General features: G+C 47.9%; 17 protein-coding genes. 15 read left to right on the forward strand and 2 right to left on the reverse strand.

The genetic code is table 11. The annotated features are described in order from the left end of the window. Positions 1-52: 52 nt before the first annotated feature. Positions 53-904: a MurR/RpiR family transcriptional regulator gene (locus QMA04_RS00805; protein ID WP_290183627.1), complete on the reverse strand. Its 852-nt coding sequence runs from the start codon at positions 902-904 to the stop codon at positions 53-55. Positions 905-1,032: 128 nt separating this feature from the next. Between QMA04_RS00805 and gnd the strand changes: the two genes are divergently transcribed. The 12 genes from gnd to QMA04_RS00865 all read left to right on the forward strand — a co-directional run bounded on the left by gnd (position 1,033) and on the right by QMA04_RS00865 (position 10,567). Further along, complete coding sequence (gnd, locus tag QMA04_RS00810) at positions 1,033-1,917, forward strand: phosphogluconate dehydrogenase (NAD(+)-dependent, decarboxylating) (RefSeq protein ID WP_483313707.1); 885 nt, start codon at positions 1,033-1,035, stop codon at positions 1,915-1,917. A 155-nt stretch (positions 1,918-2,072) separates the two neighbouring features. Next, positions 2,073-3,413 carry a GntT/GntP/DsdX family permease gene (locus tag QMA04_RS00815; RefSeq protein ID WP_290183628.1) on the forward strand — a complete coding sequence of 447 codons (1,341 nt, stop codon included), beginning with the start codon at positions 2,073-2,075 and terminating at the stop codon, positions 3,411-3,413. Between the two features lie 65 nt (positions 3,414-3,478). Further along, entirely contained in the window at positions 3,479-5,023 is a 1,545-nt protein-coding gene (gene gntK / locus QMA04_RS00820) for a gluconokinase (RefSeq protein WP_290183629.1), read from the forward strand. Between the two features lie 370 nt (positions 5,024-5,393). After that, entirely contained in the window at positions 5,394-7,052 is a 1,659-nt protein-coding gene (locus tag QMA04_RS00825; protein ID WP_290183630.1) for an FAD-binding dehydrogenase, read from the forward strand. A gap of 1 nt (position 7,053) precedes the next feature. After that, the gene (locus QMA04_RS00830) at positions 7,054-7,482 is read left to right on the forward strand and encodes a DUF4181 domain-containing protein (RefSeq protein WP_191714638.1); all 429 of its coding nucleotides are present in this window, start codon (positions 7,054-7,056) and stop codon (positions 7,480-7,482) included. A 20-nt stretch (positions 7,483-7,502) separates the two neighbouring features. Beyond that, positions 7,503-7,667, forward strand: coding sequence for a hypothetical protein (locus QMA04_RS00835; RefSeq protein WP_191714639.1), 165 nt, complete (start codon positions 7,503-7,505; stop codon positions 7,665-7,667). A 50-nt stretch (positions 7,668-7,717) separates the two neighbouring features. Beyond that, positions 7,718-8,257: a GNAT family N-acetyltransferase gene (locus QMA04_RS00840; protein ID WP_191714640.1), complete on the forward strand. Its 540-nt coding sequence runs from the start codon at positions 7,718-7,720 to the stop codon at positions 8,255-8,257. Positions 8,258-8,285: 28 nt separating this feature from the next. After that, positions 8,286-8,849 (forward strand): GNAT family N-acetyltransferase, encoded by a 564-nt coding sequence (locus tag QMA04_RS00845; protein WP_290183631.1) that lies wholly within the window; start codon positions 8,286-8,288, stop codon positions 8,847-8,849. After that, positions 8,800-9,357, forward strand: a complete 558-nt coding sequence (locus QMA04_RS00850; protein ID WP_290183632.1) for a GNAT family N-acetyltransferase — start codon at positions 8,800-8,802, stop codon at positions 9,355-9,357. Before QMA04_RS00845 ends, QMA04_RS00850 begins: the two co-directional genes overlap by 50 nt. A 33-nt stretch (positions 9,358-9,390) precedes the next feature. Beyond that, the gene (locus QMA04_RS00855) at positions 9,391-9,759 is read left to right on the forward strand and encodes a DUF4181 domain-containing protein (RefSeq protein WP_290183633.1); all 369 of its coding nucleotides are present in this window, start codon (positions 9,391-9,393) and stop codon (positions 9,757-9,759) included. 112 nt (positions 9,760-9,871) lie between these two features. Then, a complete protein-coding gene (locus tag QMA04_RS00860) occupies positions 9,872-10,042 on the forward strand; it encodes a Na-translocating system protein MpsC family protein (RefSeq protein ID WP_290183634.1) in 171 nt (56 codons plus the stop codon). 39 nt (positions 10,043-10,081) lie between these two features. Further along, positions 10,082-10,567 (forward strand): Na-translocating system protein MpsC family protein, encoded by a 486-nt coding sequence (locus QMA04_RS00865; RefSeq protein ID WP_290183635.1) that lies wholly within the window; start codon positions 10,082-10,084, stop codon positions 10,565-10,567. Between the two features lie 58 nt (positions 10,568-10,625). Here the strand turns inward: QMA04_RS00865 and QMA04_RS00870 are convergent, their stop codons facing one another. Further along, the gene (locus QMA04_RS00870) at positions 10,626-11,390 is read right to left on the reverse strand and encodes a nucleotidyltransferase domain-containing protein (protein ID WP_290183636.1); all 765 of its coding nucleotides are present in this window, start codon (positions 11,388-11,390) and stop codon (positions 10,626-10,628) included. Between the two features lie 106 nt (positions 11,391-11,496). Here QMA04_RS00870 and QMA04_RS00875 point away from each other — a divergent pair, with 106 nt between their 5' ends. Genes QMA04_RS00875 through QMA04_RS00885 form a run of 3 tightly spaced genes read left to right on the forward strand, consistent with a single transcriptional unit; the run spans position 11,497 to position 13,045 of the window. Next, the gene (locus QMA04_RS00875) at positions 11,497-12,183 is read left to right on the forward strand and encodes a Type 1 glutamine amidotransferase-like domain-containing protein (protein WP_290183637.1); all 687 of its coding nucleotides are present in this window, start codon (positions 11,497-11,499) and stop codon (positions 12,181-12,183) included. Positions 12,184-12,211: 28 nt separating this feature from the next. Continuing rightward, positions 12,212-12,694: a GNAT family N-acetyltransferase gene (locus tag QMA04_RS00880; protein ID WP_290183638.1), complete on the forward strand. Its 483-nt coding sequence runs from the start codon at positions 12,212-12,214 to the stop codon at positions 12,692-12,694. Positions 12,695-12,700: 6 nt separating this feature from the next. Then, on the forward strand, positions 12,701-13,045 hold the full coding sequence (locus QMA04_RS00885; protein ID WP_290184018.1) for a DUF6176 family protein: 345 nt from the start codon (positions 12,701-12,703) through the stop codon (positions 13,043-13,045). The last annotated feature ends 74 nt before the right edge of the window (positions 13,046-13,119 follow it).

The following is a 13,119-nucleotide window of genomic DNA, read 5'->3' on the forward strand; positions in this document are numbered from 1 at the left end:
TAGATAGATAAAAAAGCTCGTTCCTTTATAGTAGGAACGAGCTTTTTCACGGCTATAACCGCTTGCGCGACATCGCTTCACGCATATCCTGAAGGGATTTTTTGCCTTCATTGCCACGGGCGATCATCAGATTGGTATAGAGCGCATCAATCAAACTTAATTGCGCAATGCGGGATGACAAGGCTTCAGAACGGAAATCGGTTTCTTCTGACAGCGTGTATAGGGCGATATCCGCTTCTTTGGACAAAGGGGATTTGGCGAAATTGGTGACGCAAATGATGGTGACGCCTTTTTCTTTCAGAATCCGCAGCACATCCAGAACATCAGTGGTAGAGCCGGAATGGGAGATGACAATCGCTACATCGTCCGACTGGAGCTGGGAAGCGGCCATCAGCTGCACATGAGAATCAAGATTCATGGAAACATGAAGGCCCAAGCGGATGAATTTATGGTATCCGTCCATGGCCACCATGGCTGAACCGCCATTTCCGTAAAAATCGATTTTCCGGGCGCTCATCAATTTTTCAATTGCCGAATTCATCGCTTCTGCATCAACAATCTGAAGAGTGTCCTCAAGCGTTTTGATATTGGAGCGGAATACTTTTTCAGTGACAGCACTGATGCTGTCGCCTTCTTCAATTTTCTCATGAATGTCCTTTAAAGGAGCCACAACTTCTGCGGCGAGCGAAATCTTAAAAGCCTGGAAGCCCTTAAAACCAATCCGTTGGCAAAAGCGGAAGATGGTTGATTCAGCCAGCCCCAGCTCATCGGCAATCTGGTTAATGGTCAAATGAATGATATTTTTTGGATCGTTCAAAACATAATCGGCGATCTTTTTTTCTTTTTCACTGAAATGGCGGTAACTACCGCGTATGGCAGCCAGCGCAAATTGCTGTTCTTTCATGATGCGCGCCTCGTTTCTAGGGAAGTATTTTCATCTATTATACTTTAACATGTTGCGTACGGAAAAATATTTGATACAATGTACGAAATAAGGAAAAAAATTCTTTTATTCTGAAGGAGGATTCCACAATGGAAATTGGAATTATTGGGTTAGGCAAAATGGGATTGAACTTGGCACTGAATTTAACGGATCACGGCCATAAAGTTATCGGTTACGACAGCTACGCAGCAATCGAAGAAAGCGGTTTTACGCAAGCTTCTTCTATTGAAAAAATGGTGAAAGAGATGAAAGCTCCCCGTACGCTTTGGCTGATGGTGCCGGCTGGCGAAATCACCGAATCGGTTATCGGACAATTAATGCCTTTGCTTGAAGAAGGAGATACCATCATTGATGGCGGAAATTCGAACTACAAAGACACAGTGCGACGGGCGGCGACTTTGAAAGAGCACGGCCTCTTCTTTTTTGACTGCGGAACGAGCGGAGGAACTGAAGGAGCCCGCCACGGGATTTGTGCAATGATCGGCGGCGATAAAGAAAAGTTCAAAACCATCGAACCGCTATTGAAGGATATTTCTGTACCGGATGGCTATTTGTATACAGGCGAAGCGGGCAGCGGACATTTCCTGAAAATGATCCACAACGGCATTGAATACGGCATGATGCAGTCGATTGCAGAAGGGTTTGACATCCTCAACAAAAGCCCGTTCGACTTTGATTACGAAAAAGTGGCTGACGTTTGGAACCACGGATCCATCATCAGTTCGTATTTGATGGAAATGACGAAAAACGCATTTTCAAAAGACGCCAAACTGGAAAGCATCAAAGGCGTCATGAATTCTTCAGGTGAAGGCAAATGGACTGTAGAGACGGCGCTTGACTTGAATGTTCCGGCACCGGTCATCACTTTGTCGCTCATGATGCGCTATCGCTCATTGGAAGAGGATACCTTTGCAGGGAAAGTCGTGGCAGCACAGCGCAATGAATTCGGCGGCCATGCAGTAGAGAAAAAATAATACCGGTTTAATCAGCAATTAGTCATTGCCAAAAATAGTTTGCGCAGACATACGCTGGCGCATCCGGGGGATGAACGCCAGCCAGGCTAAAAGCGAAGGAAAAAATTTCTGATTCAGCTGAATAGGCTGGAGCTACATAATAAGGGGGAGAAGATTTGTCAGGTTCAATGTTGATCATGGTCGCACTTGCAGGTATATTCTTATTATTATTTTTGGTCATCCGAACTAAATTGCATGCCTTTGTGGCTTTGCTGCTCGTCAGTTTGCTGGTGGGGATAGCCGCTGGCATGCCGCTTGGCGAAGTGATTAATTCCATCCAAAACGGCATGGGCGGCACACTCGGCTTTGTTGCGGTAGTGGTCGGCCTGGGTGCCATGTTCGGTAAAATGCTGGAAGTGTCGGGTGGTGCGGAGCGTTTAGCTGCTACGATGATCAGCAAATTCGGTGAAGACAAAGCGCAATGGGCGTTGGGCGTCACCGGCTTTATCGTGGCGATTCCAGTATTTTTCGATGTCGGTTTCATTATTTTGGTGCCGATCGTTTATGGTTTGGCAAGAAAAACGGGCAAGTCGCTGTTGCATTACGGGATTCCGCTGTTGGCAGGATTGGCCGTTACACACAGTTTTATTCCGCCGACTCCGGGACCGATTGCGGTTGCGGAACTGGTCGGGGCAGAACTTGGATGGGTCATTCTGTTTGGGGTGCTTGCGGGGATTCCGGCGATGATTTTAGCTGGACCGGTATTCGGGCGTTTCATCGGCAAAAAGATTCATATTGCGATTCCGGATTACATGGAGTTGGAAGAAAAAGAATACGATAAAGAGTTGCCGAGCTTTGGCATGATCACGTCGTTGATCCTGATTCCTCTGATTCTGATCCTATTGAATACTTTATCCGGTGTTTTGCTGGATGAAGGGAATATGATACGTGAAATCCTGACATTCCTCGGGCATCCTTTCGTTGCATTGACGATTGCGACGATGTTGACGTTCTATTTGCTCGGAACAAAGCGCGGCTATTCGCGTCAGGAAGTGCAGGATATCGCGACCAAAGCGCTTGAACCTGCCGGGATCATCATTCTGGTAACAGGCGCAGGCGGTGTTTTCAAGCAAGTGCTGATCGACTCTGGAGTCGGCGATGTATTGGGTGAAATGATGGGGGATTCGGCTTTGCCGCCAATCGTTCTGGCATTTTTGATTGCGACTGCTGTACGTGTAGCGCAAGGTTCCGCAACGGTTGCCATGGTGACTGCGGCCGGTTTGATCACACCGCTTCTTGAAATGGTCGGAATGACCGGACCGGCGTTGGGCTTGATCGTTATTGCCATTGCTTCAGGCGCAACGGTCTTATCCCACGTCAATGACTCAGGCTTCTGGCTCGTTAACCGTTACTTCGGCATGGACGTCAAGGATACCTTGAAATCCTGGACCGTCATGGAAACCATTATCGGTCTCACCGGGTTCGTGGTAGTGTTAATCATAAGCTTTTTTATCTAAATTAAACCTGAAGAGAAAAAGGAAAGATTCCTTTTTCTTTTTCTGCTATATAGAGGAGGGCTCTTATGCCTGAACAGTCATATTATTTGGGAGTAGACATCGGTACCACTTCCACAAAAGCCGTTTTGTTCAATAAAGCGGGCGCAGTATTAGAAGCCGACACCGTTTTTTATGCACTGGAAACGCCAAGTCCACTGATTGCGGAACAAGATCCGGAAGAAATTTTTCGTGCAGTATTGACCGCTGTGCGCAAAACCATCCGCCAAAGCGGCATTGATGCGCAACAGCTGAAACTGGTGTCATTCAGTTCAGCGATGCACAGCCTGATTGCGGTGGACGCAGCAGGAAATCTGCTGACACAAAGCATCACCTGGGCTGACACAAGAAGCTCGAAGCATGCCAAGCACATAAAAGAACAGCTGAACGGCCATGAAATCTACTTGCGTACAGGGACACCGATCCATGCGATGTCGCCGCTCTCAAAGTTGGTCTGGCTGAAAGAGGACAAGCCGGAAGTATATGCGCAGGCAGCGAAATTCATTGGCATCAAGGAATTTGTATTCCACCACTTATTCGGCGAATACGTCATCGACCATTCCATTGCTTCTGCAACCGGGCTCTTCCACCTCCAAGAACTGGATTGGGACGAAGAAGCGTTGGCGGTCGCTGGTGTTGCGCCTGCACAATTATCGCGGCCGGTTCCGACAACACACCAATTGAGAGGACTCGCTCCGGAACATGCCTTGTTTATGGGAATTCCGGAAGAGATTCCGTTTATCATCGGCGCAAGCGATGGCGTCTTGGCGAACCTTGGCGTTGATGCCATTGAACCAGGTGTACTGGCCGTCACAATCGGCACGAGCGGCGCTATCCGCACCGTGACTTCGGAACCGAAAACGGATCCGAAAGGGCGGACTTTCTGCTATGCATTGACTGAAAACCACTGGGTGGTCGGCGGGCCTGTCAACAATGGCGGCATCGTCCTGCGCTGGCTGCGGGATGAGTTCGCTTCATCCGAAGTGGAAACGGCGAAACGCCTCGGCATCGATTCCTATGACGTGCTGACGAAAATTGCCGAGGGCGTCAATCCTGGAGCAGACGGCTTGTTGTTCCATCCGTATTTGACTGGGGAACGGGCGCCATTATGGGACTCGAATGCCCGCGGATCGTTTTTCGGGCTCAGCATCCATCACAAAAAACAGCATATGATCCGTTCTGTGCTGGAAGGCATTGTCTTTAACTTGTATACAGTGCTGCTGGCTGTCGAAGAACTTACCGGGGAACCGGTGCGCATCCAGGCATCAGGCGGCTTTGCCCGTTCGGAAATGTGGCGCCAATTGCTTGCCGACGTGTTCGGCAAGCCGGTGGTCATTCCGGAGAGCTTCGAGAGCTCCTGCCTCGGCGCTGTTGTTCTCGGCATGTACGCCACAGGGGAAATCGAGGATTTCAGCATCGTTTCCGAAATGATCGGTCAGACGCATACGCATGAGCCGGATGAAGCGGCGGCGAGTGTCTATCGGGAACTGTTGCCGATTTATATCCGTTTATCGCGCCTGCTGACAGAAGAATACGAAAGCATTTCAGACTTCCAGCGGAAGCATTTGGAATGAGACGCAACACCCGGGACCAGAAAGCTGGTTTCGGGTGTTTTTTAGGTTGATTGGTTGGAAATATTTTCTTTATTTATTCTAATAGAATCGGAAAATTGCTTTTGCCTAATCTTATGCACGCTCAGTAAATTATATGCACGTTCAACATAAAATGCGAATGCTTGGCAATCTTTACGCACGTTTAAAATAAAATACGCACGCTCTGCAGAATATATTCCTGTAATAAATCAAACAATCAGAAAACAACTAAAAATATCTATAATTTTCCAAACCCGCATGATACGATAAAGACAAACTTCAAACTATGGGGAGTTACTCCTCAAGATGGAACAACAGTGCTTAATCATTCAACATCAAGGGGGATGTACGGATGGAATTTGATGCGATTATTGTGGGGGCAGGCCTTGCGGGGCTTGTGGCGGCAGCGGAAATCGCTGACGCAGGCAAAACAGTATTGCTGTTGGATCAGGAGCCGGAAGCGTCTTTTGGCGGACAGGCGTGGTGGTCGTTTGGCGGCCTGTTTTTAATCGATTCGCCTGAACAGCGGCGCATGGGCATCAACGATTCAAAAGAATTGGCTTGGCAGGATTGGCTTGGGGCAGCCGGTTTCGACCGGGAGCAGGATGAAGATTACTGGGGTAAGAAATGGGCGGAGGCTTATGTGGATTTTGCAGCAAATGAAAAGCGGAGCTGGCTCGCCGGAATGGGCGTCAGATTCTTTCCAGTCGTTGGCTGGGCTGAACGCGGCGGTTATTTGGCGGAAGGGCACGGCAATTCGGTGCCGCGCTTCCATATCGTCTGGGGAACAGGACCGGGAATCGTTGAGCCGTTTGAACGGCGGGTACGCGAACATATGAAGAACGGACTGATTGATTATCGGCCGAGACATCAAGTGGATGAATTGCTCACCAAAGATGGAGTGGTGACCGGTGTAGTGGGGTCGCTGCTGGAGCCTAGCGATGCCAAGCGGGGAGAAGCCAGTTCGCGGCAAGTAGTCGCCAATTTCCGATGCGAAGCAAAGGCCGTCGTCGTAACAAGCGGCGGCATCGGAGGCAACCATGACTTGATCCGGAAAAACTGGCCGAGCCGCATGGGGAAAGCGCCGGAAGCCATGTTGTCTGGAGTACCCGAGCATGTCGATGGCAGGATGCTCGCCATTACGGAAAAAGCCGGCGGGCGCATCGTCAACCGGGACCGGATGTGGCATTATACCGAAGGCATCAAGAATTGGAATCCGGTCTGGAGCAAACACGGCATCCGGATTCTGCCGGGGCCATCTTCCATGTGGTTCGATGCCACAGGGGAACGTTTTCCTTCACCGAATTTTCCAGGGTTCGATACGCTTGGAACACTCGAGACCATCCAGAAGACCGGCTATAGCTATTCCTGGTTCATTTTGACGCAAAAAATCATCGAAAAGGAATTTGCGCTATCAGGTTCGGAACAAAATCCGGATTTGACGGGCAAAAGCATTCCACAGGTATTATCGCGTGTCCGTGCCGGAGCGACGGCACCGGTGCAGGCCTTTATGGACAAAGGAGAAGATTTTATTGTAGCGGATACACTCGAGGAACTGGTCAAAGGAATGAACAGCCTGACTGGGGAAGAGCTATTGGATTTTGAACGAATCAAAGAACAGATCGAAGCGCGTGACCGCCAGCTCGACAATCCCTTCTCCAAAGATTTGCAGATCACAGCGATGCGCGGCGCACGGAACTACCGGGGAGACCGGCTGATCCGCGTAGCGGCACCTCATAAATTGCTGGACCGTAAAAAAGGGCCGCTTATTGCGGTTCGCCTGAATATTGTCAGCCGCAAAACCTTGGGCGGCTTGCAGACGGACTTATCCGCTCGTGTGTTGAATGAAGCCGGAGAGCCGGTGTCTGGTCTGTATGCCGCTGGAGAAGTGGCGGGATTCGGCGGTGGCGGTGTCCACGGCTACCGGTCATTGGAAGGGACTTTTCTTGGCGGATGCCTGTTTTCGGGCAGAGTAGCAGGCAGAGCTGTGGCTCAAAGGGGAGGTTCTTGAAGTGTTGTTTGAAGGCATAGGATGGCGCGTGATTCTTTTTATAATGGGAGTCGGAGCCAGTACTTTCTTAGTGAATTCAGTCTTGCGAAGAATTTTCGGGGTGGAGAGAAAACCGTTCTTTTCCAAAGATGAAGAGTATGAGGGCCAGAAAAAGTGGGACAGGATATTTAACGGGCTATCCGCGGTTGCGGCGTTTTCCGTGCCGTTGCTGGTCTACGAATACGGCGCTGCCAGCCTTTATGTTTTGTCGATTTCGATTGTCATCGGCGCAGTCCAGCTGATAATCCGCGCAGCATTTCAGAAAAAGCATGCAGAAAACCCGCATGAGTATATGTATACCTTATTGGAATCGCTTACGGGTGCCGTTATTTTCGTTACTTTTGGGTTAAGTTTATTCCCTGAGTTTTTGGAATACGTCTACAATATCTAAACGGATTGGAGGAGAGAAGAATGGGAGATATAATCGCCGCAATCTTTATTTTAGTACCCGCTTTTATTGCTGCATTCGCATTGAGATGGATCAGAATCATGCGCATCAATTCAGAAAAACAGGTGGAGCAGAATGAAGAAATCATTAGCTTGCTGAAAGCGGGCGCACGGGAAGGCAACCGTTAAAGCCGCAAACTTGTTTCACGTGGAACTTTGTCACGCAAAGGAGTGATCCAGTGAAAGGCGAAAAGGTGTACGTCAGGTTTTTGCGTTCCTCCGATGCAGCGGAAAAGCTAAAACTTGAGATAGAAAACAGGGGGTTTTTCGAGGCGTACGCGATGACCCGTTACCCTGACTTTTATACGCTTCCGCTTCAGCGGGAATTGATTGAAATTTATGCGGAGCAGAAAGAAGATGACCAGGCTTACAGCTTTGGAATCTTCGAAAATGAAACAGATCGATTGGTTGGAACCATCAGTCTCGTGCAGGTGATGCGGGGGCCGCTTCAAAGTGCAGTTCTCGGATATGCCCTCGATCAGAAACATAATAATAAAGGCTATACCACGGAAGCGGTAGAGCTGGTTGTAGGCTATGCTTTTCGGAAGCTGGCGCTGCACCGCATTGAAGCGGGTGTCATGCCGGGAAATGATGCATCTATTCGGGTTCTGGAAAAAGCTGGTTTCCACAAGGAAGGAATTGCGTTGCAGAACGTCCAGATAAACGGTGAATGGCAGGATCATCAAGTGCTGGCCATCATCAATCCGCGGGATCTCTGAAAGACAGAAGTGAGAGAAGGGTGGTTCTATGCACATTCAATCGGATAGGCTCCAGTTCCGAAATTATACAGATGAAGATTTCCAGTTTTTATGGTCGCTGTTAGCCGATCCGGAAATGATCCGCTATATCGGCAAAGGGCAGACGCGAAATAAAAGCGAAGCTCTCGAATTCCTCTACTGGATTTATCGTTCCTATAAAGAAAATCCGAAGAGTGGCTTAATGCTGCTGGTACGGAAAGAAGACGGCAAGCGAATCGGCCATGCCGGACTGGTGGCTCAGACCATCGAAGGAATTGATGAATTGGAGGTTGGCTATTGGATAGCTAAGGAATTTTGGGGCCAGGGTTACGCCAAAGAAGCGGCAGAGGCTTTGCGCGACTATGGGCTGCATCAGTTAGGAGAAAAACGCCTCATTTCTTTGATTCAGCCAGGGAACACCGCTTCACACAAAGTGGCACAGCATATCGGCATGACAATAGAGAAAGAAGTTATCCTGTCCGGACAAAACGTCTGTGTCTACGCAATTGAAAAGGAGGGACAAAATGGACTTCCCGCAATTGGAAACGGAAAGGCTGTTGTTAAACAGGATTGAGGAACGTGACGCTGAAAGGTTCTTTGATATCATGTCGCGCGATGAAGTAACAATTTATTGCGGCATGGATAGTCTGGTCCACTCCGAAGAGGCTGTTGAAATGATCCGTTCCTTCCAAACCAGTTTCAATTTAAAAAGAGGAATGCGTTGGGCAATCCGTCTGAAGGAGACTGGCGATTTTATCGGAACTATCGGTTTGAACAATTTGTATCTGGGCTCCAAAAAAGCGGAAATCGGCTATGAACTGCATCCGGATTATTGGCGCCAGGGGTTCACGCAAGAAGCGATTCGCGGCGTATTAAGCTACGCTTTTGGAGAACTTGGCCTGTACCGGATCGGAGCTGTGACCTTTCCGGAAAACAAGTCATCAAACCGGCTGTTGGAAAAGCTCGGCTTTACGTGGGAAGGGCGATTGCGCGGCTATCTGCATCAGCGCAAGCAATCCCATGACGCTTTTATTTTCTCAATTCTCAACAGGGAATGGATAGGGGAAGAAAAAGTTGAATGATGAATAGGGAATTTTAAGGAAGGAGGAAAGAGCTTGATCGTTGAAGCACTCCTATTATGTTTGGGTTATATTGTCGTCAACTTTTTTATAAGGCGTTATGTAAGAAAACGCTGGGACATTACAGAGCGCAAAGAATGGTTGTATTGGCCCTTGAACCGGATTCATGCATTGGTTGAAGCATTCTTGATGATTGCTTTCCTGGTCGGGGCATTCACGTTGGGGAATCAATTAATGGGGACCATCAATTGGGTGTATTACCTTTTTCTCTTTTTCTTCATCAGTCTGGTCAGCCGCGCTTTTATGGAATGGAAATACGCTAAAAGCGATAATATGTGGATCAGCCAATTATCGGAAGCAGGTATTGTGGCAATCCTGTTGCTCAGTTTCTTTGTACTCCCCTAAAGGGGAATCAATTTCGGCCTCTTTTTTGAACGGCTGTAGAGGGTTTAATGCCCGAGGATAGGGGAATAGCATCTTCAATATGCTCCATCCCACCGAAAGGAGAGAGGCCGTTATGAAGAAAGAAAAGACTACTGAATCAGAAGTAAGTGGTTATATTTCAGGGTTATTCCGGACGCATTTCGGGAAAGGCCCAGCCTCCGTATTCGTTGCGATCCGTAAACCGTTCGTTGTCATTCATTTGCGTGAATTCCTGGCTCCGACTGAAAAAGTACTGATGAGCTAAAAAGAATCGGTCAGAGTACAAGAAATCAGGGATTTGCTTATGAGAGATTTGAAAGAACAAATTAAGCTGGATTTGCTGAAGTCAGCAGAACTGGAAATCAAAGAAATTCATGTGGATTGGAATTTGGAGAATAAAACGGGATTATTGATTCTGGTGTTGAATGGAGAAGCTGAAGAAAAAGCGCAGGAATGGCCGAAAGACATCGACAAAAAAGCTTTTTATCAGGAAGTGGCGGATGCCAGCAAGAAAGCTCAAAAAGAACCGGATAAGACAGAAGTCGTTTGGCTGAATGAGCGGACGGTATTGATCCGAAGAGAAGGAATTTTGATTGAGATTGAAAAGGAATTGATCAGGAATAACTTCACGGAACAATTGAAATTGGCCAAGCGCCCACTGGAAGCAAAACTCATCTATAATTCCTCGTTGGAGCAGCTGCTAAACAGGAAAATAACCGAGGCCTTTACCGATTGGGATTTTAAAGACGATATCGGTTACATGGTGCTGCTGATTGAAGCGAAAAAGTGAACAAGAAATCCTGAATAATAAAAAGAGAAGCGCCGCATTAGGCGCTTTTCGCGTAGGTTCACTCGATTTCGATCATTTTTTTCATCAGTGGCATAATCTGTTCTTTATCTTTTACTTGTTCTTCCATCCAAAGGTATTCTTGTCTCAACAGCTGTCGGATCTGCGAAGCGGCTTGTGCATGATCTGCCGGGGTCATCTTACTGGAAATCTGTTCGATTTCTGAAAAGACAGCTGCCGGCAATGAACGGCTCACTGCTTTCAAGCCTAATTGCGTCCGTTCTGGGGCGTATCGGTACAATAAGACCCGCGCCAAATGTTCCAGCACATGCGACAGCATCTTCACTGCCCACACCCCGTTTCCTCTGGCACCCGCTTTTCGGTACTGAAATAAAAACCACGCGACATCAATGACATGATCTTTATACTCGGCTGGAGTGATTTCCAGACTCTGCGATTCTGTGAATTGTTCCAGCAGGTTTTCAGGGTCATAAACGACTCTAAAGAAATCTTTTGCCGTAAATGATTCCGCTGTCACCGTAAACAGGTCGACGTGCAGCAAATTATCAAAGACCGCTATAAGCTGCGGAGCAATGATGAAAATGTCATCCTGAAAAAGCACCGGCCGGTATGCTTGAAGATGCGCGAGGCGCTCAGCCAGGAAAGCTTCTTCCTGCTCTTTTTCGACAAGGCAATACAAATCAATATCTGAATGTTCGTCGTGTTCATTTCTGCCCATGGAGCCTTTTAGGAAAACAGCTCGAACATGAGGGCTTTGTATCAAACTGGCTGTGATTTTTTCTACCGCGACTTCCTGTACAAGCATAAGAATCCCCCGATGGCTGATTTTTTTTCTTATTACTATAGCATAGAAGGATAAACCTTCCAATTTGAAGAATAAAGAGAAAAAGAAACAAAGAAAGGTGAGAAATATGCGTCAAATTATTGCTATGGGCGGTGGAGGGTTCTCGATGGAACCTGATAATCCATTACTTGACCGATACATATTGAAGCAAGCCAATAAACCCTGCCCAAAAATCTGCTTTATTCCGACAGCGAGCGGAGATGCAGACAGCTATATCGGAAAGTTCTATGATTTTTTCAACCAGCAGAACTGCGTGCCAAGCCACCTGTCTTTGTTTAAACCGCCGACACGGGATTTGGAACAGTATGTACTGGACCAGGACATCATTTATGTAGGCGGCGGCAATACCAAAAACCTGTTGGTGCTCTGGAAAGAATGGGGATTGGACAAAATGTTAAGAAAAGCCTGGGAGCAGGGAATCGTCTTAGCTGGCCTCAGTGCCGGCTCGATCTGCTGGTACGAAGAAGGTGTTACGGACTCCTATGGAGATACACTCGAACCGCTCCAGGCATTGGGGTTCCTGAAAGGCAGCCATTGCCCGCATTATGACGGAGAAGCCGATAGAAGGCCGGCGTACCGCGAGTTCATCACTCGAGGAAACATGAAGGCAGGTATGGCGGCGGATGATGGAGCCGCTATCCACTATATCGGCCAAAATATCAAACGGGTCGTCAGTTCAAGGCCAAAAGCCAAAGCTTATTGGGTGAGTACGGACGGGGAAGAAGCGTTGGCAGTGGAGTATTTGGGGCAATAATAGAAATAAAAGAGAAAGTGGTGCCCCTATGAAAATAAGATTGGAAAAAGCGACTGCCTTGGATGCTCCCGCTATTCTGGCCATGCAAAAAGCGGCTTTTCTGCCGTTGTTGGAGCAGTACCAGGATCATGACACCAATCCAGTAAACGAAACACTGGAACAGGTACTCGGCAGAATCAATGATCCTGTTTCAATTTACTACAAGATTGTCGCGAAGGAATACATGGTCGGAGCAATCCGGATCAAATGGGAGGAAGAATGCCGGTTTTGGGTCAGCCCGTTATTTGTGAACCCTCTTTATCAAGGGCTTGGCATTGCACAGAAAGCGATGGAACAGGCAGAACTTCTGCATGCGGAAGCGGAAACTTGGGAACTGGCCACAATTTTAGAGGAGGAAGGGAATTGCCGGTTCTATGAAAAATTGGGTTACCGGCCAACTGGTGTCACTAATCAGCTAAACGATAACGCCACTCTGGGTTATTTCAAAAAAACAGCAAAGGACGTCGTCTAAATGAAACTGACCGCAGAGCTTTCGCGATTCAAAGTCAAACAAGGGAAAATGGAATCCGTCGAACAATGGATGGCTTTTTTGAATGAGCATATGGGCCATGTGCTGCTGACACTTGATGATGAAAAGATGTTCGTCGAAACCATCTTCAAAGAAGAACGGGACGGTGAAACTTATTTATACTGGTATTCGGTGCAGGGAGAAGGCGGAACCGAATTGGAGAACTCCAGCCACGAAGTGGATAAAAAACACATGGCGTTCTGGAATGAATGCATTGATTCTGCCTATGGTTCAGTGGACATGGAGCCCCAGGTTGTCATGATTCAAGAAAAAGTAAGGGCAGCTATGGAATAGATCCGTTTGTATGGAATTGGCCGCAACTTCGTACATAAACCATATCCCAACATCCAAGCTTCTGCTATAGTGGC

It is taken from the genome of Planococcus sp. APC 3900 (assembly GCF_030407735.1).
Lineage (GTDB): Bacteria > Bacillota > Bacilli > Bacillales_A > Planococcaceae > Planococcus > Planococcus notacanthi.

Excerpts from the sequence above, each read along its gene's own strand:
- QMA04_RS00835 (WP_191714639.1), top strand. The coding sequence starts at position 7,503 with ATGGGAGATATAATCGCCGCAATCTTTATTTTAGTACCCGCTTTTATT.
- QMA04_RS00825 (WP_290183630.1), top strand. The coding sequence starts at position 5,394 with ATGGAATTTGATGCGATTATTGTGGGGGCAGGCCTTGCGGGGCTTGTG.
- QMA04_RS00865 (WP_290183635.1), top strand. The coding sequence starts at position 10,082 with ATGAGAGATTTGAAAGAACAAATTAAGCTGGATTTGCTGAAGTCAGCA.
- QMA04_RS00845 (WP_290183631.1), top strand. The coding sequence starts at position 8,286 with ATGCACATTCAATCGGATAGGCTCCAGTTCCGAAATTATACAGATGAA.
- QMA04_RS00875 (WP_290183637.1), top strand. The coding sequence starts at position 11,497 with ATGCGTCAAATTATTGCTATGGGCGGTGGAGGGTTCTCGATGGAACCT.
- QMA04_RS00850 (WP_290183632.1), top strand. The coding sequence starts at position 8,800 with ATGGACTTCCCGCAATTGGAAACGGAAAGGCTGTTGTTAAACAGGATT.
- QMA04_RS00860 (WP_290183634.1), top strand. The coding sequence starts at position 9,872 with ATGAAGAAAGAAAAGACTACTGAATCAGAAGTAAGTGGTTATATTTCA.
- gntK (WP_290183629.1), top strand. The coding sequence starts at position 3,479 with ATGCCTGAACAGTCATATTATTTGGGAGTAGACATCGGTACCACTTCC.
- QMA04_RS00880 (WP_290183638.1), top strand. The coding sequence starts at position 12,212 with ATGAAAATAAGATTGGAAAAAGCGACTGCCTTGGATGCTCCCGCTATT.
- QMA04_RS00805 (WP_290183627.1), bottom strand. The coding sequence starts at position 904 with ATGAAAGAACAGCAATTTGCGCTGGCTGCCATACGCGGTAGTTACCGC.
- gnd (WP_483313707.1), top strand. The coding sequence starts at position 1,033 with ATGGAAATTGGAATTATTGGGTTAGGCAAAATGGGATTGAACTTGGCA.
- QMA04_RS00870 (WP_290183636.1), bottom strand. The coding sequence starts at position 11,390 with ATGCTTGTACAGGAAGTCGCGGTAGAAAAAATCACAGCCAGTTTGATA.